Origin of the sequence: Streptomyces kunmingensis, from assembly GCF_039533535.1 — a bacterium.
GTDB lineage: Bacteria > Actinomycetota > Actinomycetes > Streptomycetales > Streptomycetaceae > Streptomyces > Streptomyces kunmingensis.
In genome coordinates this window covers 204,607-230,779 of record NZ_BAAATS010000014.1, presented here as the reverse complement: position 1 = coordinate 230,779, position 26,173 = coordinate 204,607, and the positions used below count along the sequence as shown (strand labels likewise).

At 71.7% G+C, this 26,173-nt stretch carries 24 protein-coding genes; 16 read left to right on the top strand and 8 right to left on the bottom strand.

Annotated elements, in window-relative coordinates; translation table 11 throughout:
- Positions 1 to 65 precede the first annotated feature (65 nt).
- The 5 genes from ABD366_RS18220 to ABD366_RS18200 all read left to right on the top strand — a co-directional run bounded on the left by ABD366_RS18220 (position 66) and on the right by ABD366_RS18200 (position 6,255).
- On the top strand, positions 66 to 689 hold the full coding sequence (locus tag ABD366_RS18220; RefSeq protein ID WP_324768558.1) for a GntR family transcriptional regulator: 624 nt from the start codon (positions 66 to 68) through the stop codon (positions 687 to 689).
- 279 nt (positions 690 to 968) lie between these two features.
- Entirely contained in the window at positions 969 to 3,671 is a 2,703-nt protein-coding gene (gene aceE / locus ABD366_RS18215; protein ID WP_324768559.1) for a pyruvate dehydrogenase (acetyl-transferring), homodimeric type, read from the top strand.
- A gap of 117 nt (positions 3,672 to 3,788) precedes the next feature.
- On the top strand, positions 3,789 to 4,580 hold the full coding sequence (locus ABD366_RS18210; protein ID WP_324768560.1) for a VOC family protein: 792 nt from the start codon (positions 3,789 to 3,791) through the stop codon (positions 4,578 to 4,580).
- 43 nt (positions 4,581 to 4,623) lie between these two features.
- Positions 4,624 to 5,616, top strand: coding sequence for a helix-turn-helix transcriptional regulator (locus tag ABD366_RS18205; protein WP_324768562.1), 993 nt, complete (start codon positions 4,624 to 4,626; stop codon positions 5,614 to 5,616).
- 123 nt (positions 5,617 to 5,739) lie between these two features.
- Positions 5,740 to 6,255 (top strand): DUF4240 domain-containing protein, encoded by a 516-nt coding sequence (locus tag ABD366_RS18200; protein WP_324768570.1) that lies wholly within the window; start codon positions 5,740 to 5,742, stop codon positions 6,253 to 6,255.
- Positions 6,256 to 6,434: 179 nt separating this feature from the next.
- Here the strand turns inward: ABD366_RS18200 and ABD366_RS18195 are convergent, their stop codons facing one another.
- On the bottom strand, positions 6,435 to 7,322 hold the full coding sequence (locus tag ABD366_RS18195; protein ID WP_324768563.1) for a TIGR01777 family oxidoreductase: 888 nt from the start codon (positions 7,320 to 7,322) through the stop codon (positions 6,435 to 6,437).
- A gap of 32 nt (positions 7,323 to 7,354) precedes the next feature.
- Between ABD366_RS18195 and ABD366_RS18190 the strand changes: the two genes are divergently transcribed.
- From ABD366_RS18190 to ABD366_RS18180, 3 genes are read left to right on the top strand one after another with little or no spacing between them, the layout of a single operon-like run.
- Positions 7,355 to 7,888: a GNAT family N-acetyltransferase gene (locus ABD366_RS18190; protein WP_324768564.1), complete on the top strand. Its 534-nt coding sequence runs from the start codon at positions 7,355 to 7,357 to the stop codon at positions 7,886 to 7,888.
- Between the two features lie 42 nt (positions 7,889 to 7,930).
- Positions 7,931 to 9,043 (top strand): PP2C family protein-serine/threonine phosphatase, encoded by a 1,113-nt coding sequence (locus ABD366_RS18185; RefSeq protein ID WP_324768565.1) that lies wholly within the window; start codon positions 7,931 to 7,933, stop codon positions 9,041 to 9,043.
- A gap of 17 nt (positions 9,044 to 9,060) precedes the next feature.
- Positions 9,061 to 10,398, top strand: coding sequence for a hypothetical protein (locus tag ABD366_RS18180; RefSeq protein WP_324768567.1), 1,338 nt, complete (start codon positions 9,061 to 9,063; stop codon positions 10,396 to 10,398).
- Positions 10,399 to 10,420: 22 nt separating this feature from the next.
- Here ABD366_RS18180 and ABD366_RS18175 read toward each other — a convergent pair whose 3' ends face one another.
- Complete coding sequence (locus tag ABD366_RS18175; RefSeq protein WP_324768571.1) at positions 10,421 to 11,176, bottom strand: peptidoglycan recognition protein family protein; 756 nt, start codon at positions 11,174 to 11,176, stop codon at positions 10,421 to 10,423.
- Positions 11,177 to 11,280: 104 nt separating this feature from the next.
- On the opposite strand from ABD366_RS18175, the gene ABD366_RS18170 reads away from it, so the two are divergent.
- The gene (locus ABD366_RS18170; RefSeq protein WP_411293688.1) at positions 11,281 to 12,483 is read left to right on the top strand and encodes a MarP family serine protease; all 1,203 of its coding nucleotides are present in this window, start codon (positions 11,281 to 11,283) and stop codon (positions 12,481 to 12,483) included.
- Between the two features lie 375 nt (positions 12,484 to 12,858).
- A complete protein-coding gene (locus ABD366_RS18165) occupies positions 12,859 to 14,202 on the top strand; it encodes an NAD(P)/FAD-dependent oxidoreductase (RefSeq protein WP_344442080.1) in 1,344 nt (447 codons plus the stop codon).
- A gap of 87 nt (positions 14,203 to 14,289) precedes the next feature.
- On the opposite strand, the gene ABD366_RS18160 is transcribed toward ABD366_RS18165, so the two are convergent.
- On the bottom strand, positions 14,290 to 15,726 hold the full coding sequence (locus ABD366_RS18160) for an NsdA family TPR-like regulatory protein (protein WP_324766482.1): 1,437 nt from the start codon (positions 15,724 to 15,726) through the stop codon (positions 14,290 to 14,292).
- 385 nt (positions 15,727 to 16,111) lie between these two features.
- On the opposite strand from ABD366_RS18160, the gene ABD366_RS18155 reads away from it, so the two are divergent.
- From ABD366_RS18155 to ABD366_RS18135, 5 genes are all read left to right on the top strand, one after another.
- Positions 16,112 to 16,453, top strand: coding sequence for a 5-carboxymethyl-2-hydroxymuconate Delta-isomerase (locus ABD366_RS18155; RefSeq protein WP_324766483.1), 342 nt, complete (start codon positions 16,112 to 16,114; stop codon positions 16,451 to 16,453).
- A gap of 83 nt (positions 16,454 to 16,536) precedes the next feature.
- Positions 16,537 to 17,334, top strand: a complete 798-nt coding sequence (lipB, locus tag ABD366_RS18150) for a lipoyl(octanoyl) transferase LipB (protein ID WP_324766484.1) — start codon at positions 16,537 to 16,539, stop codon at positions 17,332 to 17,334.
- 125 nt (positions 17,335 to 17,459) lie between these two features.
- Positions 17,460 to 18,425, top strand: coding sequence for a lipoyl synthase (lipA, locus tag ABD366_RS18145; protein WP_324766485.1), 966 nt, complete (start codon positions 17,460 to 17,462; stop codon positions 18,423 to 18,425).
- A gap of 259 nt (positions 18,426 to 18,684) precedes the next feature.
- The gene (locus ABD366_RS18140) at positions 18,685 to 18,882 is read left to right on the top strand and encodes an SCO2195 family GlnR-regulated protein (protein ID WP_324766486.1); all 198 of its coding nucleotides are present in this window, start codon (positions 18,685 to 18,687) and stop codon (positions 18,880 to 18,882) included.
- A gap of 59 nt (positions 18,883 to 18,941) precedes the next feature.
- Positions 18,942 to 19,643, top strand: a complete 702-nt coding sequence (locus tag ABD366_RS18135) for a DUF4191 domain-containing protein (RefSeq protein WP_324766487.1) — start codon at positions 18,942 to 18,944, stop codon at positions 19,641 to 19,643.
- A gap of 258 nt (positions 19,644 to 19,901) precedes the next feature.
- Here the strand turns inward: ABD366_RS18135 and ABD366_RS18130 are convergent, their stop codons facing one another.
- Positions 19,902 to 20,369: an RDD family protein gene (locus tag ABD366_RS18130; RefSeq protein WP_324766488.1), complete on the bottom strand. Its 468-nt coding sequence runs from the start codon at positions 20,367 to 20,369 to the stop codon at positions 19,902 to 19,904.
- Positions 20,370 to 20,559: 190 nt separating this feature from the next.
- On the opposite strand from ABD366_RS18130, the gene glnA reads away from it, so the two are divergent.
- The gene (gene glnA, locus ABD366_RS18125) at positions 20,560 to 21,969 is read left to right on the top strand and encodes a type I glutamate--ammonia ligase (protein ID WP_324766489.1); all 1,410 of its coding nucleotides are present in this window, start codon (positions 20,560 to 20,562) and stop codon (positions 21,967 to 21,969) included.
- Positions 21,970 to 22,062: 93 nt separating this feature from the next.
- Here the strand turns inward: glnA and ABD366_RS18120 are convergent, their stop codons facing one another.
- Genes ABD366_RS18120 through ABD366_RS18105 form a run of 4 tightly spaced genes read right to left on the bottom strand, consistent with a single transcriptional unit; the run spans position 22,063 to position 26,155 of the window.
- Complete coding sequence (locus ABD366_RS18120; protein ID WP_344442076.1) at positions 22,063 to 22,785, bottom strand: ANTAR domain-containing protein; 723 nt, start codon at positions 22,783 to 22,785, stop codon at positions 22,063 to 22,065.
- Between the two features lie 13 nt (positions 22,786 to 22,798).
- Positions 22,799 to 23,647, bottom strand: a complete 849-nt coding sequence (locus tag ABD366_RS18115) for a GAF and ANTAR domain-containing protein (RefSeq protein WP_324766491.1) — start codon at positions 23,645 to 23,647, stop codon at positions 22,799 to 22,801.
- Between the two features lie 23 nt (positions 23,648 to 23,670).
- Positions 23,671 to 25,539: a CheR family methyltransferase gene (locus tag ABD366_RS18110; RefSeq protein WP_324766492.1), complete on the bottom strand. Its 1,869-nt coding sequence runs from the start codon at positions 25,537 to 25,539 to the stop codon at positions 23,671 to 23,673.
- 10 nt (positions 25,540 to 25,549) lie between these two features.
- Positions 25,550 to 26,155: a chemotaxis protein CheB gene (locus tag ABD366_RS18105; RefSeq protein WP_324766493.1), complete on the bottom strand. Its 606-nt coding sequence runs from the start codon at positions 26,153 to 26,155 to the stop codon at positions 25,550 to 25,552.
- Between the last annotated feature and the right edge of the window lie 18 nt (positions 26,156 to 26,173).

Sequence of the window (26,173 nt, the reverse complement as noted above, 5' to 3'; positions counted from 1 at the left end):
GGGGGGGGGGGGGCGCCGCCGTATTGTCTAGACGTCAACTCCCTTGGCCCTCCGGAGGAGCCCTCATGACCACGCCGGTCGTCCACTCGCTGCGCGAGCAGATCCGCGAGCACATCGTGGAGGGGATCGTCAGCGGCCGCTGGAAGCCGGGTGAGCGGATCGTGGAGCGGCGGATCGCCACCGAGCTGGAGGTCAGCCAGACGCCGGTACGGGAGGCCCTGCGCGAGCTGGAGTCGCTGCGGCTGATCGAGTCGGCGCCCAACAAGGGCGTGCGGGTGCGCAACCTCTCGGCGGCGGACCTGGAGGAGAGCTACCCGGTCCGGGCCGGGCTCGAGGCCATCGCCGCGGAGCTGGCCTGCGAGCGGCTGGCCGAGGACTGCGCCGCCCTCGAGCCGCACGTCGCGGCGCTGTACCGGGCGGACCAGGACGCGGACGGGACCGCGCAGGTGCGGCACACCGTCGGGTTCCACCGGGAGCTGGTGCGGGCCGCGGGCAATTCGGTGTTGCTGCACACGTGGGAGGGGCTCGGGATCGAGGTCTTCACCGCGCTGTCGATCCGGTGGCTGGGGACCGTGCAGCAGTCCTACGCGGAGGAGCACGAGGAGCTTGTCGCGGCGTTCCGGCGGCGGGATCCGGAGATCGCGGCGCTGGTGAAGGCGCATGTTCTCGGGTGTGCGCCCCGCCCGTGATGCCGATGCCGTCTGCCATGTGCGGTGCGTCGCGCCGTGATCGCCGTATGTGGCTGGTCGCGCAGTTCCCCGCGCCCCTGGCGGGGCACGGAGTGCCCCTGCTCGTGGCACCTTGTGCCTACTTTCTCGATCTGAAGAGGTTTTGCCCTTCAACCCTTTGATCGATCATCGATCACGGAGTTATTGTCATTGTCGGGTCTCCACCGGGACCCTCGCCCTGTCCTGCCAAAGACCAAGGGCACCCCCACCCCCTTCGACTCAGGAAGGCGTGCGGCGACTATGACCGACCCCATGCGCATCCAGCCGAGCGAGCTCGACCAGCTCCCGGACCGCGACCCCGAGGAGACCGCCGAATGGCAGGCCTCCCTGGACGCCGTTACCAAGGCGGCCGGGCCGCACCGTGCCGCGCAGCTGATGCGCCGCACGCTGGAGCGCGGCGAGGCCGGCGGCCTGCCGCTGCCCAAGCTCCTGTCGACCGAGTACATCAACTCGATCCCCACCTCCGCCGAGCCGGACTTCCCCGGTGACATGGAGATGGAAGCCAAGATCACCGCGTACAACCGGTGGAACGCGGCGGCGATGGTGACGCGCGGCAGCAAACACGGCGTCGGCGGGCACATCGCCACCTTCGCCTCGGCCGCCTGGCTGTACGAGACCGGCTTCAACCACTTCTTCCGCGGGAAGGAGGGCGACGGCTCCGGCGACCAGCTGTACATCCAGGGCCACGCCTCTCCCGGCATCTACGCCCGCGCCTTCCTCGACGGCCGCCTCTCCGAGGCCCAGCTGGACAACTTCCGCCGCGAGGCCGGGGGCGACGGCCTGCCGTCGTACCCGCACCCGCGACGCCTGCCCTGGCTGTGGGAGTTCCCGACGGTCTCCATGGGCCTCGGCCCGCTGTCCGCCGTCTACCAGGCGCGGTTCAACCGCTACCTGACCGCGCGGAACATCAAGGACACCTCGAACTCCCACGTCTGGGCCTTCCTCGGCGACGGCGAGATGGACGAGCCCGAGTCGACCTCGGCGCTCACCCTCGCGGCCCGCGAGGGTCTCGACAACCTGACGTTCGTCATCAACTGCAACCTGCAGCGCCTGGACGGCCCGGTCCGCCCGAACTTCCGCGTCGTGCAGGAGCTCGAGGCCCAGTTCCGCGGCTCCGGCTGGAACGTCATCAAGTCGATGTGGGGCAACGCCTGGGACGAGCTGTTCCAGCTCGACACCACCGGCGCGCTTCTGGAGCGGCTCCGTGAGGTCCCGGACGCCCAGTTCCAGACGTACCAGACGCGCGACGTCGCCTACATCCGCGAGAACTTCTTCGGTACGAGCCCGGCGCTGACCGAGCTCGCGAAGGTCCTGTCCGACGACAAGATCTCCGAGTGCTTCCACACCTCCCGCGGCGGTCACGAGCCCCGCAAGGTGTACGCGGCGTACAAGGCGGCCGTCGAGCACAAGGGCGCCCCGACGGTCATCCTCACGCAGACCGTCAAGGGCTACACGCTCGGCAAGGGCTTCGAGTCCAAGAACGCCAACCACCAGATGAAGAAGCTGACCATCGACGAGTTCAAGGACATGCGTGACCGCCTTGACCTGCCGATCCCGGACAGCCGCTTCGAGGACGGTGTCGTTCCGTACGCGCGTCCCGCCGAGGACTCCCCCGAGCTGCGCTACCTCGCCGAGCGCCGTGCCGCCCTCGGCGGTCCGGCCCCGGCCCGCCGTACGCAGCCGCTCGCCCCGCTGCCCGCCCCCGCCGACAAGGCGTTCGCGTCGTTCGACAAGGGCTCCGGTACCCAGTCCGTCGCCTCGACGATGGCGCTCGTACGGCTCCTGAAGGACCTCGTACGGGACAAGACGTCCGGCAAGCGCTGGGTGCCGATCATCCCCGACGAGGCGCGCACCTTCGGCATGGAGTCGCTGTTCCCGTCGCTGGGTCTGTACTCGCCCAAGGGGCAGACGTACGACCCGGTCGACCGCGACCAGCTCATGTACTACAAGGAGTCCGAGTCGGGCCAGATCCTCAACGAGGGGATCAACGAGGCGGGCTCGCTCGCCGACTTCATCGCCGCTGCCACGTCCTACTCGACGCACGGCGAGCAGATGATCCCGCTGTACATCTTCTACTCGATGTTCGGCTGGCAGCGCACCGGCGACCAGTTCTGGCAGCTCGCCGACCAGATGGGCCGCGGCTTCGTCGTCGGCGCCACCGCCGGTCGTACGACGCTGACCGGTGAGGGTCTCCAGCACGCGGACGGTCACTCGCCGATGATCGCGGCGACCAACCCGGCGGCCCTGTCGTACGACCCGGCCTTCGCCTACGAGATCGCCACGATCATGAAGGAGGGCCTGCGCCGTATGTACGGCGAGGCCAAGCCGGGCGAGGACCAGGACGTCTTCTACTACCTGACCGTCTACAACGAGCCGATGCCGCAGCCGGCGAAGCCGTCCGTGGCCGGTCTGGACGAGGCCATCATCAAGGGCCTGTACCGCTTCAACACCGCTGAGACCGCCGGGCTCTCGCCGGTGGCGAATGCTCCGCGCATCAACCTCATCGGTTCCGGTACGGCCATCCACTGGACGCTCAAGGCGCAGCAGCTGCTCGCCGAGGAGTGGGGCGTGGCCGCCGACGTGTGGTCGGCCACCTCCTGGACCGAGCTGCGCCGCGACGCCCTGGAGGCCGACGAGGCGCTGCTGAAGGGCGAGGAGCGGATCCCGTACGTGCGTCGGGCGCTCGCCTCCGCGCAGGGCCCGGTCCTGGCCGTCTCCGACTACATGCGCCAGGTCCCGGACCAGATCGCGCAGTGGGTCGAGCAGGACTACACCTCGCTGGGCGCGGACGGCTTCGGCCTCTCCGACACCCGTGAGGACGCGCGCCGGCACTTCGGCGTCGACGCCGAGTCGATCGTCGTCGCGGCGCTCGCCCAGCTCGCCCGGCGCGGCGAGGTCAAGGCGACGGCCGTGAAGGAGGCGCGCGAGCGCTACGGCCTGTAAGCACCGCAGTAAGTACTGCGTGCCCCGTCCCGATTGCCGGGGCGGGGCACGCGTGCGTGAATGGACGCGTCGCCGGGTCGGAAGTGGCCCCAGGGGGGCGTCCGTGGGAGGCATCGCGTGCAGATCTCCAAGACCCCCTCCGCCCCCTGCTGGGCCGACCTGTCCACCACGGACACGGACGGGGCCCGGATTTTTTACGAGGCCCTGTTCGGCTGGCGTTCGCGGCTGGTGGAGGACCAGGCCACCGACGGGTACAGCATGTTCGCCCTGGACGCCGAGGACGGCCAGCTGGTCGCCGGCGTCGGCCCGGTGTCGGATCCGAGGCAGCCCTCGGCCTGGCTGCCGTACTTCCAGTCCAGCGGGGTCGAGGCGGTCACCGCGCGCGTGCGGGGCAATCGCGGCCGGGTCCTCGCGGGCCCGGTGCCGACCTTGGGGCAGGGCAGGCTGGCGGTCTGCCAGGACCCGTCGGGTGCGCAGTTCGGCCTGTGGGAGCCGCTGCGGCACGCCGGCTTCGAGGCGGTGAACGTGCCGAGCAGCTTCTGCTGGTTCGAGCTGCTCACCCGGGACGGTCCGGGCGCGGTGGACTTCTACCAGTCGGTGCTCGGCTGGGGCACGCGGCAGCGGCCCTTCGGGGACGGCGGGCAGGCCACGTACACCGAGTGGACGGTCGCCGACGAGGCGTTCGGCGGGGTCGTCGACATGTCGACCGGACAGTTCCGGCCCGAGGTGCCCTCGCACTGGAATCTCTACGTCGCCGTGGATGCCCCGGACGCGACCGCCGCGCGCTGCGAGGAGCTGGGCGGCCGGGTCCTGGTGGCGCCGACGACGATCCCCACCGGCCGGTTCGCGCTCCTCGCCGACCCGCAGGGCGCGGCGTTCGCGGTCATGCACTTCACCACGGCGGGCTGACTCCTGCGGCCGGCCTGTCGGTGGGACGGTCCATGATGGCGGCATGCGTGCTGCCCGCCTGATCAAGATGGTGCTGCTTCTCCAGTCCCGGCCGTCGATGACCGCGGCCGAGCTCGCACGCGAGCTGGAGGTGAGCGAGCGGACGGTGACGCGGGACGCGCAGGCGCTGTCGGAGGCGGGCGTTCCGGTCTACGCGGACCGGGGCAGGGCCGGCGGCTACCGGCTGATCGGCGGCTACCGGACGCGGCTGACCGGCCTCGCCCGCGGTGAGGCGGAGGCGCTGTTCCTGTCCGGGGTGCCGGGGGCGCTGCGCGAGATGGGCCTGGACGACGCGGCGTCGGCGGCCCGGCTGAAGGTGTCGGCCGCGCTGCTGCCGTCGTTGCGGGACGCGTCGCGGACGGCGGCGCAGCGGTTCCATCTGGACGCGCCGGGCTGGTTCCAGGAGCCGCGGACGCCCGAGCTGCTGCCCGTGATCGCGGAGGCGGTGTGGGACGACCGCGTGATCCGGGTCGCGTACCGGCGTCCGAGGGAGCGGGACGCCCTGGTGGAGCGGGAGCTGGAGCCGTACGGGCTCGTGCTCAAGGCGGGGGTCTGGTACCTGGCGGCGACCGTGCGCGGCGGGGAGGAGACGGTGGCGGACCAGCGGGTGTACCGCGTCGAGCGGTTCACGTCCGTGGCGGCCGGGGACGAGCGGTTCGTCCGGGACGAGCGGTTCGACCTGCCCGCGTTCTGGGACGAGCGGTCGGCGCAGTTCGCCCGGTCGATCCTGCGGGCCGAGGTGGTCGTACGGCTGACGGCCGAGGGCGTACGACAGCTGCCGTACGCCACGGACCGCGCGTCCGCGCGGGAGGCCGTGGAGTCTGCGGGGGCGGCGGACGCCGACGGCCGGGTGACGGTGACGCTGCCGGTGGAGTCGGAGGAGGTCGCGTACACCCAGCTCATGGCGCTCGGACCGGAAGCGGAGGTGGTGGCTCCGGCTCCGCTGCGGGAGCGGTTCGCGCTGGCGGCGCGGCGGATGCGCGGGTGGTACGGCTGAGCGCCCGGGCGCGGGAAGCCGGCCTTTCGCGGGGTGCCCAGGGCATGTGCTCGCGTAACGAAGTGGCGCACGTACGGCGCTCGGCGTGCGCCCCCTGGGCCCAGGGCCGATGCTTGTCCCGTGATGGACGAGACCGAGTTCTGGGAGATCGTGGACAGCACCCGCGAGGCCGCCGAGGGCGACCCCGAGGACCACGCCGAGCTGCTCGTCGACAGACTGCTGCGGTCCGACCCCGACTCGGTGCTCGACTTCGCCCGGCACTTCGAGTCCCGCTACAACCGCGCCTACCGCTGGGACCTGTGGGGCGCCGCGCATGTGCTCCTCGGCGGGGCGAGCGACGACGCGTTCGACTATTTCCGCTGCTGGCTGATCGGGCAGGGCCGGGAGGTCTTCGAGGGCGCGCTGCACGATCCCGACTCGCTGGCGGAGTCGGTCCGCGACTTCGACGAGGACGTGGACGGGGACGGCGAGGAGCTCGGGTTCGCGGCGGACGAGGCGTACGAGGAGCTGACCGGGGCGGTCGCGCCGGATCTGGGGATCCCGCCTCCTCCTGCGGAGCCTGAGGGGACGTTGATCGACTTCGACGATGCGGGGGCGCTGGCGCGGCTTTATCCGCGATTGACGGAGCGGTTCGGCTAGGTGGTCCGGGGCTCCGGTGGGGCGTCGGTCGGGTGCCGGTCCGGTGGGGGCTGGTCGCGCAGTTCCCCGCGCCCCTGCGAGGCGCACTTCGTGCGCCCTCTTGGGGCTGCGGCGAAGCCGCATGCTCCAGGGGCGCGGGGAACTGCGCGGCCCGCCCCCACCGGGCCCGCGGATCGCACTCACGCCGCGCTGATCGCCTGATCCACGCCAGGGAACGCGAACTCGAAGCCCGATTCCAGGAGACGGGTCGGTACCGCGCGGGTGGAGCCGAGTACGTCCCCCGCCATTTCTCCCAGCACGAGGCGGAGCGCGGGCGCCGGGGCGGGGAAGAGGGCCGGCCGGTGCAGGACGCGGGCCATCGCGGCGGTGACCTCGCGGTTCGTCGCGGGGTGCGGCGCCGTCAGGTTGACCGGGCCGGACAGGCTCTCGGTGTCCAGGCAGTGCCGCAGCGCCGCGACGTGGTCGTGCAGCGCGATGTACGACCAGTACTGGCGGCCGTCGCCCAGGCGCCCGCCGAGCCCCGCCTTGAAGAGCGGGAAGAGTTTCGCCCAGGCCCCGCCGGAGCGGGAGACGACCAGTCCGGTGCGGGCCAGGACCGTACGGATCCCGGCCTGGTGGGCGGGGGCGGTGGCGGCCTCCCACTCCACGCACAGGGACGGCAGGAACCCCTCGCCCGCGGGGGCCGACTCGTCGACGGCGCGGCTGCCCGTGGAGCCGTAGTAGCCGACCGCGCTGCCGTTGAGGAGGACGCGGGGCGGGGTGGGAAGGGCGGCGGCCGCCTCGGCGAGGGTGGTGGTGCCGAGGACGCGGCTGTCGTGGATCTCCCGCTTGTAGCTCTCCGTCCACCGGTGGTCGCCGACACCGGCGCCCGCGAGGTTGACGACGGCCTCGCAGCCGGTGAGCCGGTCCGCGTCGATCTGCCTCTTCTTCGGGTCCCAGCGGACCTCGTCCGCCGCGCGCGGGTCCCGGCGGACCAGCCGCAGCACCTCGTGTCCGTCGGCGGTCAGGGAACGGACGAGGGCCGAGCCGATGAGGCCGGAGGCGCCGGCCACCGCGATACGTGTCATGCCTCCATCCTGCCGGTCGTACAGTGGCGCGCATGTCGCTGCCGCAGCCCCTCATACGTTTCGCCGTACCGGACGACGACGAGGCTCTGGGCCGCCTCGACCGGGACACCTGGTCGTATCTGCACGCCGTCAAGCCGCGGGACCGGCCGCCCTACCCGGCGTTCTTCAGCGAGCGGTTCGGCCCGCGCGACCATCTCGTCGCCGAACTCGCCGGGCGTGTCGTGGGCTACGTCCGGCTCGTCCGCCCCACCCCGCTGCCCGCGAACGCGCACGTCCGGCAGATCCAGGGCCTCGCCGTCGCCGACGAGGCGCGCGGCCACGGCGTGGGCCGGACCCTGGTGCGGGCCGCGGTCGAGGAGGCCCGGCGGCTGGGCGCACGCCGGATCACGCTGCGGGTGCTCGGGCACAACACCCCGGCCCGCAAGCTGTACGAGGCCGAGGGTTTCGTCGTCGAGGGCGTGCTGCCCGAGGAGTTCCTGCTCGACGGGGAGTACGTGGACGACGTACTGATGGGGCAGGCGCTGCGCGACGGCGCCCGGCGGAGTGCGCAGGTCCGCGACTCGTAGCAGGGTTGAGCAGTGAGCCCGTCGCGAAGGGAGCCCGCCGGCATGACCTGGCCCATGGCGCGCCGCCGTGACGGGGAGGAGCGCGCGTGGCTGCGCGGGGCGCCGCCGCCGCGCTGGGTGCGCTGGCTGCCGGTCGTGCTGCTTATCGGGCTCGGCGCCCTCCAGGCCGGCACCGAGCAGCACCTTGAGCTGGGTTTTCTGCTCGCCGCCATCCCGCCGCTGGCCGCGCTGTCGTACGGGCCCGCGGCCACGGCGCTGCTGGGGGGCCTGGTCGTCGTGATCCTGGCGCTGCCCCCGACGGGGTTCGGGCATCCGGGCAACAGCGATGTGCTGACCGTGATGTTCGTGTCCGTGCTGAGTGTGCTGATCGCGTGGGTGCGCAGCCGCCGCGACGAGCAGCTGGTCACGGTGCGCACGGTCGCGGAGGCCGCCCAGTTCGCGGTGCTGCCGCCGCTGCCCGAGCGGGTGGGGACGGTGCGTTGCGCGGGGCTGTACCGGGCGGCGCAGCGCGGGGCGCTGGTCGGCGGCGACTTCTTCGACGTGCGGCGCGGGCCGCGCGGGGTGCGGGCGGTCGTCGGCGACGTGCAGGGGCACGGTCTGTCGGCGGTGGGCACGGTGGCGGGGCTGCTCGGCGCGTTCCGGGAGGCGGTGCTCGACCAGCCGGATCTGGAGGGCGTCGCCGCGCGGCTCGACCGCCGGCTCGTGGTGGACGCCGCGCAGGACGAGCATGCGGAGCTGTTCGCGACGGCGGTGCTGCTGGAGTTCCCCGACGACTCCCGCACCGTCCGGATCGTCAGCTGCGGCCACCCGTGTCCGCTGCTGCTGCGCGGCGGGCAGGTGACGGAGCTGCCCGTGCCGTCCGGGTCACCGCTGGGCCTCGGCATCGGCGGGCTCGCCGCGCCGAAGCGGCTGACGGTGGAACTCCGGGCCGGTGACCGGCTGCTCGCCCTGACCGACGGGGTGACGGAGGCGCGGGACGCGTCGGGCCGCTTCTATCCGCTGACGGCACGGCTACCGCACTACGCCGCCGAGGAACCCGCGGCGCTGACGGACGCGGTGTGGCGGGACGTGCTGCGGTTCGCGGGCACCGTACGGGACGATCTGACGCTGCTCGTCTTCGCTCCGGACACCCCGGGCGTGCCGGGCGGAGCGTGAAGTGTGAACGTAGGGCCATGAAATACCAGGGACTCCCGCGCCGCCCGGGGCGTCGCCGTACCGCGACCGCCGTCTCCGTACTGCTGCTTCCGTTGACGCTGTCCTCCTTGGCAGGCTGTTCCGACGACGGCAGCACGGCCGCGCCTCCGGTGGCCTCGCCGGCCGCCACCGCGAGCGGCGCGCGGTGCGTGACGGATCCGCCCGCCTCCGAGGAGGGCGCGGACGCGACACCGGCGGCGACAGGCGCGTACGCGCGGGAGAGCGGTGACAAGGCGGCGCCGCGGAAGAAGTCGTTCAGGGCGAAGAAGCGTGATGTGTCGGCGGTGCTCGTCTCCGGCTCCGGGCAGGTGTCGACCCGCGACTCGAAGATCAGCAAGCGGGGCTCCACGACGTCCGTGGACGCGTCGGGCAACCATGGTCTGAACGCGGCGGCGCTGGCCCGCGACGGCGGCCGCCTTGCGCTGTCCGGTGGCAAGCTCATCACCAAGGGGAAGGGCGCGACCGCCGTGTTCGCGTCGGGTAAGGACGCGCGGGCGACGCTCAGCGGGAACATCATCAAGACCACGGGCGGGTCCGCGCGTGGCGTGTCGGCCTCCTACGGCGGCGAGGTCGGCCTGACGTACGTGGAGGTCGACACGGCCGGCGCGCAGGCCGCCCCGGTCGCGGTCGGCCCGGGCGGCGGGAAGGTGACGGTGTCGGGCGGCACGATGACGTCGGCGGGGTGCGGTTCGCCGGGGGTGCAGACGGCCGGCGACGTGTCGGTCAAGGGGACGCTGTTCGACCTGGCCAACTCGGAGGCGTTCACCGTGGAGTCCGGCGGTTCGCTCAGCCTGAAGGACGTGCGGGCCACCGCGGCCGCGGGCGGCGTGGTGCTGCGGGGCGAGGACACGGCGTCGTTCTCCATGACGGGCGGGTCCGTCCAGGCGGCGGACGGTGACCTCTTCTCGGTCCGGCAGGCCGTGGCGGACATCGAGGTGCGCGGGGGCGCGGAGCTGAAGACGAAGGGCGGGGCGCTGCTGCGCGTCCGCGACAAGGGGATCGCGACGTTCACGGCGGACAACGAGAAGCTGAAGGGTGACGTGCTCGTCTCCAACGGCTCCGCCACGCTGGACCTGACCGGTTCGACCAGGCTGGACGGGGCGGTCGCGGGCGCGTCGCTGACGCTCGACGGGCGCGCGAAGTGGTCGGTGGCCAAGGACTCCTGGGTCAAGGGGCTGGAGCTGAACTCCGGGGCGAGCGTCGCCGACTCGATCGACGGGAACGGGTACTCGGTGACGTACGACCGGAGCTCCAGCCCGGGGCTCGGCGGGAGGACGTACCGGTTGAACGGCGGCGGGACGCTGCGGCCCGCCTAGGGTCAAGGCGCGTCGCGGGGTCTCAGGGGCGGTTCTGGAGGCGGGCGGCCCGGGCGCGGATCGCGGGGAGTTCGGCCATCAGGGCCTCGCCGGGGCAGTAGGTCTCGTAGCCGTCGCGGTGTCCGGAGATCGCGCGGAAGTCGGCGGATGTGCCCTTCTCGAACCGGCTCAGGCTGTTGGTGGACTTCAGCCGCACGGTGGAGCGCGGGTCGACTCCGGACAGGCCGAGCTTCCACGCGGCGAGCGCGGCGATCGAGTCGGCCATCGCCCGCGGCACCTGCACACCCTTGCCGAACGTGCCGATCGCGGCGATGCCGGCCGTCTTCCCGTTGAAGCCCTGGGTGTGCGCGCCGACGACCGCCCGCCCGACGCCGCCGGCCCGGCCCTCGAAGACGGTGCCGCAGCGGTCGACGAGGAAGTTGTAGCCGATGTCGTCCCACTCCTTGCTGCCGGCCTGGCCCGCGTAGATGTAGCGGATGATGCGGGGCGAGTCGGCGCAGTCGTAGCCGTTCGGCGAGTCGGTGTGGTGGATGAAGACGGCGACGACGCGGTCCGCGTACCGGACGGGGTCCCGTTCGTAGGTGTCCATGCCCGCCAGCCACTGCTCGCGGCGCACGATGCGCGGCTGTGCGGCGGTGTGCACCCTGGCGGCGGCCCGGGCCGCGGTGCCGGCGCCCGGGCCGGCGTCCGAGGGTGCGGAGCGGTCGATCAGGACGGCGGCAAGCACCAGGAGCCCGAGGACCAGGGCCCCGGGAACACAGCACCACACCCTCCGCATGACACGCACGCCTCCCACTCTCCGGCGCCCGTGAGCTGTGCGGTCGACCACATGTCTGCCAGTTGGCGGAACCAGTACGGGGCCCGCGGTCGTTTGTTACCGATATGGACCTGCAGATACATGTCCTCGACATCGCGCTGATCGTGCTGGCGCTCGCCTACGCCGTCTCCGGTTACCGGCGCGGGCTGCTCACGGGCTGTGTCTCGCTGGCCGGATTCGTCGGCGGTGCCGTCATCGGCGTATGGCTGCTGCCGTTCGTGATGGACTCCGTCACGCGGGGTACGTCGACGGCCACGGTGGCGGCCGTGCTCACGGTGCTGCTGCCCGCGGTGGCCGGGCAGGCGCTGGCCGGACGGCTCGCGGTGCGGGTGCGCGGCGGGATGGACCGGGCGCCGGGACCGCTGCGGGTGGCGGACGGGATCGGCGGCGCGGCCGCGGGCGCGGTGGCCGTGCTGGTCGTGGCGTGGGTGGCGGGCAGCGTCCTCGCGGCGTCGTCCTCGGTGGCCCTGAACCAGGCGATCCGGGGCTCGGCGGTGCTCGGCGCGGTCCACGACACGATGCCGTCGTCGACCCCGGCCTGGTTCTCGCGGGCCACCGGGGCGCTCACCTCGGCGGGCTTCCCGCAGGTCTTCGACCCGTTCGCGGACGAGCCGTCGGCCGAGGTCGCGAAGCCCTCCGGGGACAATGTGACGGCGGCGGCGACCCGGGCCGCGCAGCGCTCCACCGTCAAGGTGGAGGGCTCCTCGGGCACGCAGGGCCGCGAGGGCAGCGGTTTCGTGTACGCGGCCGAGCACGTCATGACCAACGCCCATGTGGTGGCGGGCATCGACGACCCCTCGGTGCGGGTCGGCGGGGTCGGCCGCGCGTACGCCGCGAAGGTCGTCCTGTTCGACCCGGACAAGGACGTGGCCGTGCTGTACGTGCCGGAGCTGCGGGCGCCGGTCCTCCCCCTCGACGACAGCGCCTCGCGCGGTGACGCGGCGGTCGTGGCGGGCTACCCGCAGAACGGCGGCCTCGACCTCCAGGCGGCCACGGTCGCCGACACCATCCGGGCGGGCGGCCAGGACATCTACGGCTCCGGGAACGTGACGCGCCAGATCTACTCGATCCGCTCCACGGTGCTGCCCGGCAACTCGGGCGGCCCGCTGCTGACGACGGGCGGGAAGGTGTACGGCGTGGTGTTCGCCCGCTCCACGTCGGACGCGGGGACGGGGTACGTCCTGACGGCGGCCGAGGTCTCCCCGGACGCGGAGCGAGCGGCTACGGCGACGACCCCGGTCGACACGGGGGCGCTCGTCTCGTCGTAGAGACCGGGCCGGGGGCGCTCGTCTCGTCGTAGAGACCGGGCCGGGGGCGCTCGTCTCGTCGTAGAGACCGGGCCGGGGGCGCTCGTCTCGTCGTAGGGACCGGGCCCGCGCCGCGAAAGGGGGCGCTCGCCTCGGCGCAGGGACCGCCTCCGCGCCGTGAAAAAGGGCGCTCGCCTCGGCGTAGGAACCGCGCCTGCGCCGCGTAAGGGGGCGCACTTCCGCGCGGTGTGTGCCCCTGTGCCGCCCCGACGCGCGACTGTTTCCGGCCTGACTCCGCCCTAATCTCGACCCGAACAGGGGCATTCCGCGGCCTTGTTGGGGGCATGACGCCTGCGGGAGGAGCCGCCGTCGGCCGCGTAACTCTGGGAGGGGCACGTGCTGGAGCCCGCGCACGCGGAAGCAGAGGTCGTCGTCGTGGGCGCCGGGGTCGCGGGACTCGCGGTGGCCGGGCACCTGACCGGGATGGGCGTTCGGGTCCTGGTCCTGGAGGCCGCGGGCGGGATCGGGGGCCGGATGTCCACCGAGAAGGTCGACGGGTTCCGGCTCGACCGGATCGGCCGGCTGCTGTCCACGTCCTACCCCGAACTGCGCCGGACGCCCGGTCTGGACGGACTGGTGCTGCGCCCGTTCTCCCCCGGCGTGCTGGTGCACAGCGAGGGCCGTCGGTACCGGGCGGGCGAACCGGCCGCTCCCCGGCGCGCGAGAGGCGCGTTCAGCGCTGCACGCGCCCTTGCGACCGCCCCTCGCTCCCCGCGCGGCACACGCCCCCCGCTCGGCGGCCCTCTGGACCACGCGCGGCTCGGCGCGGCCCTCGCGCGGCTCGCCGCCACCGGGCCCGCCCGCCTCCTCGCCCGCCCCGAACTGCCCGCCGGGCGCGCCCTGTCCGTCCGCGGCCTGCCCGCCCGGACCCTGCACGGCTTCGTACGCCCGCTGCTGTCGGCCCTGTTGTGCGATCCGGAGCTGACGACGTCCAGCCGCTGCGCCGATCTCGCGCTGCACGCGTACGCGGCGGGCCGTCTCGCCGTGCCGGAGGGCGGCGCGGACACGCCGCCCGAGCTGCTCGCGGCCGCGCTGCCGCCCGGCACCGTGCACACCGGCGTCCGGGTCACGGCCGTCTCGGCGAACTCCGTGACCACCGCCGAGCACGGCCGGCTGCCGTGCCGCGCCGTGGTCCTCGCGACCGGCGCGACCGCCGCCGCCGAGCTGCTGCCCGGCCTGCACGTGCCCCCCTTCCACCCGGTGACGGTCGTGCACCACGCCGCACCGGAGCCACCGCTCACCGAACCGGCGCTGCTGCTCGACGCCGACCGGCTCGGGCCCGTCGCGCACACCACCGTCATCAGCCAGGTCGACCCGTCGCGGGCCCCGGCCGGGCGGACGCTCGTCTCGTCGACCGTGCTCGGGGCGCCGCCCTCCGACCGCGAGCTGCGGGTCCATCTCGCGGCCCTCTACGGCACGGGGACGAGCGGCTGGGAGACCCTCGCCGTCCATCACGACCCGCACGCCGTGCCCGCGATGCCCGCACCGCACGACCCGTGCCGCCCTGTACGGCTCCTCGACGGCCTGTACGTCTGCGGGGACCACCGGGCCACCAGCACGGTCCAGGGCGCCCTGCACTCGGCCCGCCGGGCGGCCCGCGCGGCCCTGACGGACCTGGGCCTGCCCTCCCCCGCGACACCACCCCGGGCCCGGGGCATGACAGTGGGCGAGGCAGCTTGAGCCGCCCCGCCCACATGTGACACGCCGCAGCGCTGGGGGCACCCCGGGCCGCGGGTGCGGCGGCCCGGGTCCCGCGTCGCGCCGGGTTCAGCCCAGCGCCGCGACCTTCTCCCGGTACCCCCGGACGGGCCCCGCGTCGCGGTACGGCTCCAGGCGCCGCTCGAACTCCCGCACGTACTCGTGCGCCCGCACCGACCGCATGTCCGCCGCGGCGGCAGCCGCCTCCGCACCGAGCGCGCAGGCCGAGTCCAGCTCGCCGAGGCCGAGCCGCGCGGAGGCCAGCACGACCCGGCAGAACAGCCGGCTCCGCGCGAACCCCGGCGCCCGCAACCGCAACGACCGCTCCGCGTGCTGCGCCGCGGTCCGGTACAGCTGAAGGTCCCGGTGGCAGTGCCCGAACTCGTCCGCCAGCTGCGCCTCGTCGAAGAACCGCGCCCAGTGCGGCACGTCCTCCCCGGTCCGCGCCGCCTCGAGCGCCCGCTCGGCCCGCACCAGCGACGACGTACAGGCCCGGACCTCGCCCAGCACCCCGTGCCCGCGCGCCTCCACGGCGTGCAGCAGGGCCTGGAGCACCGCCGGCGCCGAGGACCCGACGCCCTGCTGCGCGACCCGCGCCAGCTGCACCGCCTCCCGGCCGTGACCGAGGTAGACGGCCTGCCGGCTCATGGTGATGAGGACGTACGCGCCGTACATCCGGTCCCCCGCGGCCTGCGAGAGCCGCAGCGCCTGCACGAAGTACCGCTGCGCGAGTCCGTGCGCCGCGATGTCGTACGAGGTCCAGCCCGCGAGCCGGGTGAGATCGGCGACGGCACCGAAGAGCCGCCGCCCGGTCTGTTCGCCGTACGTGCCGCGCAGCATGGGCTCGGCCTCGTGCTCCAGGTACCGCACCAGGGCCTGCCGTGCGTGCCCGCCGCCGTAGGCGTGGTCGAGCGCGCGGAACAGCTCGCTGACCGAGCGCAGCGCCGCGATGTCGCCGGGGGTCACCCGGTGTCCGGGCCCGCGCTCGGTCTGGGTGCGCTGGCGGGGCACGACGGGACGGCCCTGGAGCGGGATGCGCGGCAGGGCCTCGCCCCGGGCGACCCGGTCGTCGGCGCGGCCGATCAGCCAGTCCCGGCTGGGTACGACGAGCCCGGCCGGGGTGAACGCGATCTTGCGGAGTTCGGCGTGGCTGCCGGAGTCCTTGCGCCACAGGCCGCTGACGATGTCGACGGCCTCCTCGGGCGAGCCCGCGAACTCGAGGCCCGCGTACACGGGTGCGCACGCGTCGAGCCCGAGGTCCTGCGCGGACAGGCGCCGCCCGAGCCGTCTGGTGAACACCTCGGCGATCAGCGCGGGGGTCGTCCCGCGCGGCTGCTGCCCGCGCAGCCATCTGGTCACGGACGTCTTGTCGTATCGCAGGTCGAGACCGTGTTCGAGCCCGAGCTGGTCGACGCGGCGTGCGAGGCCCGCGTTGGAGAATCCCGCCTCCGCGATGAGCGCGGCGAGCTGGCGGTTCGGTGTGCGCTGCGGAGGTCGTTCCGTCATCAGTTGTGCGGTCTCCTGCCTTCCGGGCCGGGGTGCAGCCCTCATGGAACGGCGCGAATGTAGCGGCGATATCCACCCCCGCTGGGGCGTTCGAGGCGCCTTCATCCGATCGTGTGACGAATTGCGCGAGGAGTGGACGGAACGGGGCCGGGGCGGGGCGAGGACGGGGCGAGGACGGGGCGGTCCGGAGGCAGCCTCCGCTCAGACATACGATGCTTGTGCGCTACACCCAGAAGTACGGAAGTAAAGACGTACGGAAGTACAGACGTACCGAAGTACAGACGTACCGAAGTACAGACGTACCGAAGTGCACGCGTACCGAAGTGCACGCGTACCGAAGTGCAGGCGTACCGAAGTGCCTGGAAGGTCTGGAAGGTTCTGCCCCGTGCCCCATATCCTCATCGACTACTCCGACGGCCTCGCCGGCACGGTCGACGTCCCCGCCCTCGTGGCGGAACTCCACCCCCTCGTCGTCGAGCACGTGCGCTCGGTCGGCGTCGGCAAGACCTTCGCCCGCCCCAGCACCACATACGTGGACGGCGTCGCGGCCCCCTTCCTGCACGTGGAGGTCGGGCTGCTCCCCGGCCGTCCGCGGTCGCTGCGGGCCTCGCTCTCCGAGGACGTACTGGCCCTGCTGGACAAACACACCTCCGCGGCCCCCGGCATCACCTGCTCGGTCGAGGTCAGGGAGCTCGACGAGTCCTACCGCCTGTTCCCCACCCACTGAGCCCCGCGGCGGGCGCCGTACAGTTGTTCAGGGCGCGATATATGCACGGTGCAGCTGGTCAGCTGGTAAGGGAGGCGCTTGCCGTGAGTGAGTTCCGGTTCGTCCGCATGGGGTTCGGTGCGGACATGGTCGAGTACCAGGTCGCCTGGGACGAGCAGCGCAGTGTGCACGCCGCCCGTTTCGCCGACGAGGTGCCCGACACCTGTCTGCTCCTGGAGCACCCGGCGGTCTACACCGCGGGCCGGCGCACCGCGCCCGAGGAGCGCCCCCTCGACGGCACCCCCGTCATCGACGTGGACCGCGGCGGCAAGATCACCTGGCACGGCCCAGGACAACTGGTCGGTTACCCGATCCAGAAGCTGCCCCGCCCGGTGGACGTGGTCGCGCATCTGCGCCGCCTCGAAGACGCCATGATCGCGGTCTGCGCGGAGTTCGGCATCGAGACGTCGCGCGTGGAGGGCCGGGCCGGCGTCTGGGTCCTCGGCGACCCGGTGGAGCAGCGCCCCGAGCTCGGCGGGCTCACCCTCGACTTCGACCCGCGCGCGGCCGACCCGGAGTTCGACCCGCGGCTCGACGGGCCGCAGTACGCCCCTTCGAACGCGGGCCAGCGGCGCGAGGACCGCAAGATCTGCGCCATGGGCATCCGCGTCGCCAAGGGCGTCACGATGCACGGCTTCGCGCTGAACGTGAACCCGGACACCTCGAAATTCGACAAGATCATCCCCTGCGGCATCCGCGACGCGGGCGTCACCTCGCTCTCGTACGAACTGGGCCGCGAGGTCACCATCGAGGAGGTGCTGCCGGTCGCCGAGAAGCACCTAGCGGCCGTCCTCGGCAACGCCGACCTGCGCCCGCGCGTCGTCGAGAAAGCCCCGGCGTAGCGGCCCCCGGCCACGGGGGCGGGGAATGCACCCCGAAGGCCAGAGGTTGGCCATCCGTAAGGGCCATGAACATCACGGGCGTACCCTGATGTACGCCGAGGAATCGAAGCTTTAGGGAGCCGGTCGTGTCCGCAGTCGCACCCGACGGACGCAAGATGCTGCGCCTGGAGGTCCGTAACGCTCAGACCCCCATCGAGCGCAAGCCCGAGTGGATCAAGACCCGGGCGAAAATGGGCCCCGAATACACGAAGATGCAGAACCTCGTGAAGTCCGAGGGCCTGCACACGGTCTGCCAGGAAGCGGGCTGCCCCAACATCTACGAGTGCTGGGAGGACCGCGAGGCCACGTTCCTCATCGGCGGTGACCAGTGCACGAGGCGCTGCGACTTCTGCCAGATCGACACCGGCAAGCCCGAGGCCCTCGACCGCGACGAGCCCCGCCGCGTCGGCGAGTCCGTCGTCACCATGGACCTGAACTACGCCACGATCACCGGCGTCGCCCGCGACGACCTGGAGGACGGCGGCGCCTGGCTGTACGCGGAGACGGTCCGCCAGATCCACGCGCAGACCGCGGACCGCGCCGAGGGCCGCACCAAGGTCGAACTCCTGGCCCCCGACTTCAACGCGGTCCCCGAGCAGCTGGCCGAGGTCTTCTCGTCCCGCCCCGAGGTCTTCGCGCACAACGTCGAGACGGTGCCGCGCATCTTCAAGCGCATTCGCCCCGGCTTCCGCTACGACCGCTCGCTCAAGGTCATCACCGAGGCCCGCGAGTACGGCCTGGTGACCAAGTCCAACCTCATCCTGGGCATGGGCGAGGAGCGCGCCGAGGTCAGCGAGGCGCTGCGCCAGCTGCACGACGCGGGCTGCGAGCTCATCACCATCACGCAGTACCTGCGGCCGTCCGTGCGCCACCACCCGGTGGAGCGCTGGGTCAAGCCGCACGAGTTCGTGGAGCTGAAGGAGGAGGCCGAGCAGATCGGTTTCTCCGGCGTCATGTCGGGCCCGCTGGTTCGCTCCTCGTACCGTGCGGGGCGTCTGTTCCAGATGGCTGTCGAGAAGCGCGGCGCGTACGTCGCTTCGCAGGCGGTCTGACCCCGACAGGCCCCACCTCGCGTGTGAATTCACGCACAAGTGACTACCGCTCGGTATCGGCCGAGATGACGCGGTCCTGACCGTCCCCGCAGATGAGGGCGACCATCAGGGCCGCGTCAGCGTTTGATGAGCGACCGTCAAGGCTTCACTGGCGTTTGACCGTCCAGTCACGCCCTGGTAACACCAATCAGTGACGCTGTACTCACGCCTCGTACACCTTTCACCAAAGGTGTGTCCGACTTCGAGAGGGACCTCACCCATGCAGGCCGCGCCCGTACGCGCCACCGCGATCCCGACCTTCACCGACGCTCTGCGTGCCGTGGAGTCGCTGCTGATGAGCAGTGGCCAGCGCACCGCACGCCGCAACGCCTGGACCTCCGTCCTGGAGGACCGCCGTCGCGCCAAGGACCGGGTCGAGGCCCAGCGCGTCCTCGAAGCGGTCAGCTCCAGGGGCTGACCCACCGTGGGGCCGGTGCTGCTGTTCATCGGCGGCGCCGGGCCACGTAGACTTCAAACATGGCGAGGAAGGAACCTGCAGCGGACGCTGCAAACACGGGGCGGCTCAAGCAGATCGCTCTGACCTACAAGATGACCCGCAAGGCCGACTCGAAGATCGGTCTTGTACTCGCGGCTGTGGGAATCGTCACCTTCGGTGTCTTCCTCGCGATCGGCTTCTTGATCGGTCACCCCATCTATCTCGGAATTCTCGGCTTCCTGCTCGCCTTCCTCGCGATGGCGATCATCTTCGGGCGCCGTGCCGAGCGAGCGGCCTTCGGGCAGATGGAGGGCCAGCCCGGCGCGGCGGCCGCGGTACTCGACAACATCGGGCGCGGCTGGACGACGACCCCCGCGGTCGCGATGAACCGCAGCCAGGACGTGGTGCACCGCGCGGTCGGCAAGGCCGGCATCGTGCTGGTCGCCGAGGGCAACCCGAACCGGGTGAAGACCCTGCTGGCCGCCGAGAAGAGGAAGATGGCCCGCATCGTCGCGGACGTACCGGTCCACGACCTGCTCGTCGGCAACGGCGAGGGCCAGGTGCCGCTGAAGAAGCTCCGCACCACCATGCTGAAGCTGCCCCGCGTCCTGCCCGGCCCCCAGGTCACCGCGACCAACGACCGGCTGCGGGCGATGGGCGACCTGATGGCGAACATGCCGCTGCCGAAGGGGCCCATGCCGAAGGGGATGCGGATGCCCAAGGGTGGCGGCAAGACGCGCTGACGCTGCCGCTGTGCCTACGTGGTTGAAGGGCGCCCCGGGACTTTCTGTCCTGGGGCGCCCTTCGTCTTGCGATGCGCTGTTCGTCTTGCGATGCGCTGTTCGTCGGCGGCTGCGGGAGCGTCGTGGCTGGTCGCGCAGTTCCCCGCGCCCCCGGGGCATGCGGCTTCGCCGCAGCCCCATGTTTTCGGGGGCGCGGGGAACTGCGCGACCAGCCCCCACCGGGGCCGCACCCTCAAGACGACCGCACCAGGCGGACGCTCAGATGCGGACCTCGACCGACCTGGCCAACCGGTCATGCAGGCCGCGACCGTCCCGGTCCCAGATCAGCGCCGGGATGGCCACACACAGAAGCACCGTACGCACCACGGCCCGCCCGAACCCCAGCCGCCCGCCCGCCTCGGAGACGACCCGCAGGCCGAACAGCCGCTTTCCGGGCGTGCAGCCGATCGTGCCGACCGTCAGAACCCCGAGCGCCAGGAAGATGAGCAGCGCCCAGTTCCCCGTAGCCTGGTTGTAGCCGTGCGTCACCAGGCCGTATGCGATCAGCATGCACAACGCCCAGTCGACGACGAGGGCCCCGATGCGACGGCCGGGGCGGGCGACGGATCCTGGGCCGTTCTCCGGCAGACCGAGCTGCTCTCCGCGGTACCCGAAGTCCGCGCCCGACTGTTCCAGGGCCTCGCGGGGCCCGGACAGCCACGATCCCATTGCTTCCCTGTTGTCCACGCGTCCACGGTACTGCGCCGGACCCCTCGACCCGCCCGGCCCCCCTGGTCCGGTTAACTTCGGCGAAACAAATGGGTCATGCTTGAGAAACCACGTCTGCCTATGGTCAGGTCCAGCGTGTGCCACCGCACTGGCCTCACGACCGAGCTGCAAACCCCGCCCCTCCCCGGGTGGGAGTAGGAGGAGTTGGATGTTCCAGAACGCCGATGACGCCAAGAAGTTCATCGCGGACGAGGACGTCAAGTTCGTAGACGTCCGCTTCTGCGACCTGCCGGGTGTGATGCAGCACTTCACGGTGCCGGCTGCGGCGTTCGACCCGACCGAGGAGCTGGCCTTCGACGGTTCCTCGATCCGCGGCTTCCAGGCCATCCACGAGTCCGACATGGCGCTCCGCGCCGACCTGACCACCGCGCGCGTCGACCCCTTCCGCCGCGACAAGACGGTCAACATCAACTTCTTCATCCACGACCCGATCACGGGCGAGCAGTACTCCCGTGACCCGCGCAACGTGGCGAAGAAGGCCGAGGCCTACCTCGCCTCCACCGGCATCGCCGACACCGCGTACTTCGGCCCCGAGGCCGAGTTCTACGTCTTCGACTCGGTCCGCTTCGAGACCTCCGCGAACCGCTCGCTGTACGAGATCGACTCCGAGGCGGGCGCCTGGAACACCGGCGCCGTCGAGAACAACCGCGGTTACAAGGTCCGCTACAAGGGCGGCTACTTCCCGGCCCCGCCGGTCGACCACTTCGCCGACCTGCGCGCGGAGATCTCCCTGGAGCTGGACAAGAACGGCCTGCAGGTCGAGCGCCAGCACCACGAGGTCGGCACGGCCGGCCAGGCGGAGATCAACTACAAGTTCAACACGCTGCTCGCCGCGGCCGACGACCTGATGCTCTTCAAGTACATCGTGAAGAACGTCGCCTGGCGCAACAACAAGACCGCGACCTTCATGCCGAAGCCGATCTTCGGTGACAACGGTTCGGGCATGCACGTCCACCAGTCGCTGTGGGCCGGCGGCGACCCGCTGTTCTACGACGAGCAGGGCTACGCGGGCCTCTCGGACATGGCGCGCTACTACATCGGCGGCATCCTCAAGCACGCCCCGTCCCTCCTCGCCTTCACGAACCCGACGGTGAACTCGTACCACCGCCTGGTCCCCGGCTTCGAGGCCCCGGTCAACATGGTGTACTCGCAGCGCAACCGCTCCGCGGCCATGCGTATCCCGATCACGGGCTCGAACCCGAAGGCCAAGCGCGTCGAGTTCCGCGCGCCGGACCCGTCCTCGAACCCGTACCTCGCCTTCTCGGCGCTGCTCATGGCGGGCCTCGACGGCGTGAAGAACAAGATCGAGCCGGCCGAGCCGATCGACAAGGACCTCTACGAGCTGGCCCCCGAGGAGCACGCGAACGTCCAGCAGGTCCCGACCTCGCTCCCCGCGGTCCTCGACGCCCTCGAGGCGGACAACGAGTACCTCCAGGCCGGCGGCGTCTTCACGTCCGACCTGATCGAGACCTGGATCGACTACAAGCGCACGAACGAGATCGCCCCGATCCAGCTGCGTCCGCACCCGCACGAGTTCGAGCTGTACTTCGACATCTAAAAACCGCAGGCCAAAAGGCCGCCGGCCGTGCTCCCCGCGAGGGAGGCACGGCCGGCGGCCTTTTGGCGTGGTGGGGCCGGGCCCGGGGAGAGCCTACGGCTCGAGGGGGATGTCGCGGCCCTCGATGATGTCGCGGGCGACCTCCGCGACCTTGCGCTGGTGGGAGCGGGCGTAGCGGCGCAGGCGGGCGAAGGCCTCGTCGAGGGTGAGGCCGTGCAGGGCGGCGAGGATGCCCTTGGCCTGTTCGACGACGACCCGGGAGGTCAGGGCGTGCTCCAGTTGGCCCGCGAGGACCCTGCTCTCGGTCACCTCGCGCTGGAGCGAGAGCGTGTGCGCGGCGGCGTCGGCGAAGGAGCGGGCCAGGGACAGGGCCTTCTCGTCGAGGTTGCAGTCCGGCTGGCCGAACAGGACGAGGGCGCCGCCGGGGCCGTCCTTGGCGGGCAGGGGCAGCGCGGTGACGCGGCCGTGGCCGAGGGCCCTGACGCGGGCGGTCCACCGCGGCCAGCGGGCCCGGGTGGGCTGAGTGGTCACGTCCACGTCGATGAGGGCACAGCCGGTCGTACGGACGTCGTAGCCGGGGCCCTCCCGCCAGTCGACGGCGTCCGAAGCGAGGGCGCGCAGGGCGGCATCCGTGCCGTCGGTGTAGCCGGCCGAGCGGCCCGGTGCGTAATGCACGATCGCGCCGGGTGCGTCGAACAGCCGCCTGCCTCCCTCCACCAGAGTGGCGAGCAGGGTCTGCGTGTCGAGCGGATCCCGGGCAGCCGCCCCCGCCAAATGGGCGAAGACCGCCGCGAGTTCCTGCTCCTGCAGCGTCACGGTGGAAGACCTTTCAGCCGAGTTTCAGTTGTCCGTGGACGATATCCCGGGCCACGTCTCCGATGGGGCGTCCGTCGGAGAACGCCCGGGCTTTGACCAGTTCCAGTGCGTCGGCGACCTGACAGTGCAGATGGACGGCGACCATGCCCGCGGCCTGGTGGACCACGGCCCGGTAGTCGATACCACCGAAGAGGCCGGGTACCGCATCCTGGCCGACCAACACACTGCGGGTCAGCGCATCGGCAATCTGCTCGAACAGCGCCGTGGACGTGCGGTCGGAGCACGGGTCGAAGACCGCGAGAGCTCCTATGCAGTCACCGGACACCTGGAGCGGCACCGCGACCACCTGGCCGATGCCCAGCGCTCTGACGGCCGGCCCGTAGCCGGGCCAGCGGGTGGTCAGTGTGGTGCCCGACGCCTCGACCGGGAGGCCGCCGTGCACCGCGTCCCGCCCCGGACCCTCACCGAGTACGAACTCCAGGTCCTGGGCCGTGCACGAGGGCTGGTCGGACGAGGCGGTAGCGAGCTGGTTGCGCGCGGCGTCGACGAGGGTCATGGCGACACTGTTCGTGCCACAAGCCTCGGCGACGCCCGTCATGAACAGGGGACGCGGTCCGCCGTCCCGGACCCACTGGCCGGTCCGGCGTGCGTGCGCCTCCAGGAGCTTCGCGGCCACCTGGTGGCGGGACGCGGTGGAGCGGTGGATGTCAGCGAGGCGCAGGTAGAGGTCATCGGCGGCGCCTTTCGACATCGACTCGTAGCGGCGCGCGAGCCCCATTGCACGCTCGGCGCGCTCGTGCGCCCGCGCCGCGCGCTGCCAGACGAGCGCGGCCTGCGTCGACGAACCGGCCAAGGGTTCCATGTGTTGAGCCTACGCCCGCCGGGTCAGGCCGCACCGTCGCTTCGGGCTTCTTCCATCGAGAGGACGACACCGCCCCGGTGACCGTCGAACGGGCTGCACTGCACGGTGCAACCAAAGCTACGGCCCAGCCGGTTGACCGCGTCGATCTCCACGGGGGCGGCACGCTTGCCGGTCTTGGCGCACTCCACCACCACGGCGCGCAGCTGCTCGAGGGGCAGCCCGAACTCCAGGCCGAAGAAGGGCTCGTCGACGACCTCGTCCGGGCGCAGACCCCACAGGTCGACGGCGCCCCGGTTCCAGCTCTTCACGGTGAGGTCCTTGTCGAGGACGACGACGGCGGCCGCCACCGAGGTGAGGACGCCCTCCAGAAAGGCGCGGGCCTCGTCCAGCTCCTCACTGCGGATGCGCATCTCCTCGTTCATGGTCTCCAGTTCCTCGTTCCCGGACTGGAGCTCCTCGTTCGTCGTCTCCAGCTCCTCGTTCGTGGACTGGAGCTCCTCGTTCGTCGTCTCCAGCTCCTCGATGGAGGACTGCAGTTCCTCGTTCGTCGTCTCCAACTCCTCGTTCGTGGACTGGAGTTCCTCGTATGCCGTCTCCAGGTCCTCGCGTACGCGCTTGACCTCGGCCTTGAGCTGCGTGGTGACGGTGACGTCGGTGAACGTGATGTGGGTCGCTGTGGGCAGTCCGCCGTCGCCCGCCAGCGGCTGGACGATGATGTCGAAGACCTGGATGTCCTCGCCGACCCTGCGCTGTGCCCCGTTGACCCGCAGGGTGCGGCGCTCGTGGGTGGCCTGGTCGATCAGGGAGCGCAGTTCGACCGGACGGTAGGAGATCTCCAGGTCCTGGAAGGGGCGGCCGATGTCGTTGGCGGTCAGGCCGAACTGGAGTCGCGCGTGGTTGTTGATGAGGACGACGACGCCCTCGGGGTCCACGGCGAGGGCGGCGCCGGGCGCGGCGTCGAGAATCAGATCACGCAATTGCCGGCTGCGGGCCACGCTCTGCAGCTCCCTCCCGAACCCCGCGCGCAGCTTGGGCGGGGCCGGCTGGTAGGGCGCGCTCGCGTCGCCGGGGCGGCGGCGGAAGATGCGCTGGCGCATGCTGACGACGTCGAACCGGTCGGCGTCGTTCAACAGCATCTCGGCCTTGCCGAGGCAGAGGAACCCTCCCTGGCGCAGCGCGAAGTGGAACCGGTCGATGATCTGGGTCTGCGCCTCGACGTTGAAGTACATCAGCGCGTTGCGGCAGAGCAGCAGGTCGAGGCGGGAGATGGGGGCGTCGCGGGTGATGTCGTGACGGCCGAAGATGACGCGGCGGCGCAGGTCCGAACGGAAGGCGTACTGTGCGCCGTTCTGTTCGAAGTACTTGTCTCGCAGCTCGGCCGGGAGCGGCTCGAGGGATTTGGCCGCGTACAGGCCCGAGCGGGCGTCGCGCAGCGCTTCCTCGTCGACGTCGGTGCCGTAGATCTTGACGCGGGCCAGGGCCTCCTCGATGCCGAGGGCCTCCGCGAACATTATGGCCAGCGAGTACGCCTCCTCGCCGCTGGAGCAGCCCGCGCTCCACACCCGGATCTCGTCCTTGGAACCGAGCCGGTCGAGGAGTTCGGGGACCACCTCACGCTGGAGGTATGTCCAGGTGTCGGCGTCGCGGAAGAGGGAGGTGACGTTGATGAGGATGGTGTTGAAGAGGGCGTGGAACTCGTCGGCGTTCGTCTCGAGCTGGTCCCGGTAGTCGGCGTACGCGTTCGTCCCGACGTCGGCCATCCGCTTGCGGATGCGGCGCCCGAGTGACGAGCGTTTGTATCCGGTGAAGTCGAAGCCGCGGGCATCCCGGAGGAAACCGAGGAGGTCCTCCAGCTCCTCGTCCGTCTCCGTCTCGCGGGGCGCCTCGCTCATCGTCGTGTACCTACTGCCTCTTCATCTCGACCAGTCCGCGGACGACCGCGGGGATTTCCTCCAGAGGTAGCACGAAGTCCACTGCTCCCGTACCCATTGCCGCCTCCGGCATGCCTCTGAACTCCGCGCTGTGCGGATCCTGGGCGATCACGGTACCGCCCCGCGACTTCACGGCGTCGACGCCCATGGCGCCGTCGTTCCCGGTCCCGGTGAGGACGATGGCGACGGCGCGCGGCCCGTAGGCCCCGGCGACGGACTCGAAGAGCAGGTCGGCGGAGGGCCGCAGAAAATGGACGAGTTCGCTCCGGGAGAGGGTGAGCGTGCCGTCGACGCCGACGAGCAGATGCCGGTCGGGGGGCGCGACGTAGACGGTGCCGGGGCGGACCTCCTCGTCCTGTTCGGCCAGTTTGACGGTGAGCTCGGTGCGGCGGCCCAGGATCTCGGCGAGGACGGTGCGGTGGCGGGGGTCCAGGTGCTGGACGACGAGCACCGGTACCGGTAGCTCGGCGTCGAGTCCGCCCAGCAGGGTGACCAGACCGTGGATGCCGCCGGCGGACGCGGCGACGGCGATGACGGCGTAGGGCTCGGAGGCTGTTCCGGAGGGCGGTGGCGGCACTCCACCGAGCGTAGTCCT

Excerpts from the sequence above, each read along its gene's own strand:
- ABD366_RS18220 (WP_324768558.1), top strand. The coding sequence starts at position 66 with ATGACCACGCCGGTCGTCCACTCGCTGCGCGAGCAGATCCGCGAGCAC.
- aceE (WP_324768559.1), top strand. The coding sequence starts at position 969 with ATGACCGACCCCATGCGCATCCAGCCGAGCGAGCTCGACCAGCTCCCG.
- ABD366_RS18205 (WP_324768562.1), top strand. The coding sequence starts at position 4,624 with ATGCGTGCTGCCCGCCTGATCAAGATGGTGCTGCTTCTCCAGTCCCGG.
- ABD366_RS18200 (WP_324768570.1), top strand. The coding sequence starts at position 5,740 with ATGGACGAGACCGAGTTCTGGGAGATCGTGGACAGCACCCGCGAGGCC.
- ABD366_RS18195 (WP_324768563.1), bottom strand. The coding sequence starts at position 7,322 with ATGACACGTATCGCGGTGGCCGGCGCCTCCGGCCTCATCGGCTCGGCC.
- ABD366_RS18190 (WP_324768564.1), top strand. The coding sequence starts at position 7,355 with ATGTCGCTGCCGCAGCCCCTCATACGTTTCGCCGTACCGGACGACGAC.
- ABD366_RS18185 (WP_324768565.1), top strand. The coding sequence starts at position 7,931 with ATGACCTGGCCCATGGCGCGCCGCCGTGACGGGGAGGAGCGCGCGTGG.
- ABD366_RS18180 (WP_324768567.1), top strand. The coding sequence starts at position 9,061 with ATGAAATACCAGGGACTCCCGCGCCGCCCGGGGCGTCGCCGTACCGCG.
- ABD366_RS18175 (WP_324768571.1), bottom strand. The coding sequence starts at position 11,176 with ATGCGGAGGGTGTGGTGCTGTGTTCCCGGGGCCCTGGTCCTCGGGCTC.
- ABD366_RS18170 (WP_411293688.1), top strand. The coding sequence starts at position 11,281 with ATGGACCTGCAGATACATGTCCTCGACATCGCGCTGATCGTGCTGGCG.
- ABD366_RS18160 (WP_324766482.1), bottom strand. The coding sequence starts at position 15,726 with ATGACGGAACGACCTCCGCAGCGCACACCGAACCGCCAGCTCGCCGCG.
- ABD366_RS18140 (WP_324766486.1), top strand. The coding sequence starts at position 18,685 with ATGCAGGCCGCGCCCGTACGCGCCACCGCGATCCCGACCTTCACCGAC.
- ABD366_RS18135 (WP_324766487.1), top strand. The coding sequence starts at position 18,942 with ATGGCGAGGAAGGAACCTGCAGCGGACGCTGCAAACACGGGGCGGCTC.
- glnA (WP_324766489.1), top strand. The coding sequence starts at position 20,560 with ATGTTCCAGAACGCCGATGACGCCAAGAAGTTCATCGCGGACGAGGAC.
- ABD366_RS18115 (WP_324766491.1), bottom strand. The coding sequence starts at position 23,647 with ATGGAACCCTTGGCCGGTTCGTCGACGCAGGCCGCGCTCGTCTGGCAG.
- ABD366_RS18110 (WP_324766492.1), bottom strand. The coding sequence starts at position 25,539 with ATGAGCGAGGCGCCCCGCGAGACGGAGACGGACGAGGAGCTGGAGGAC.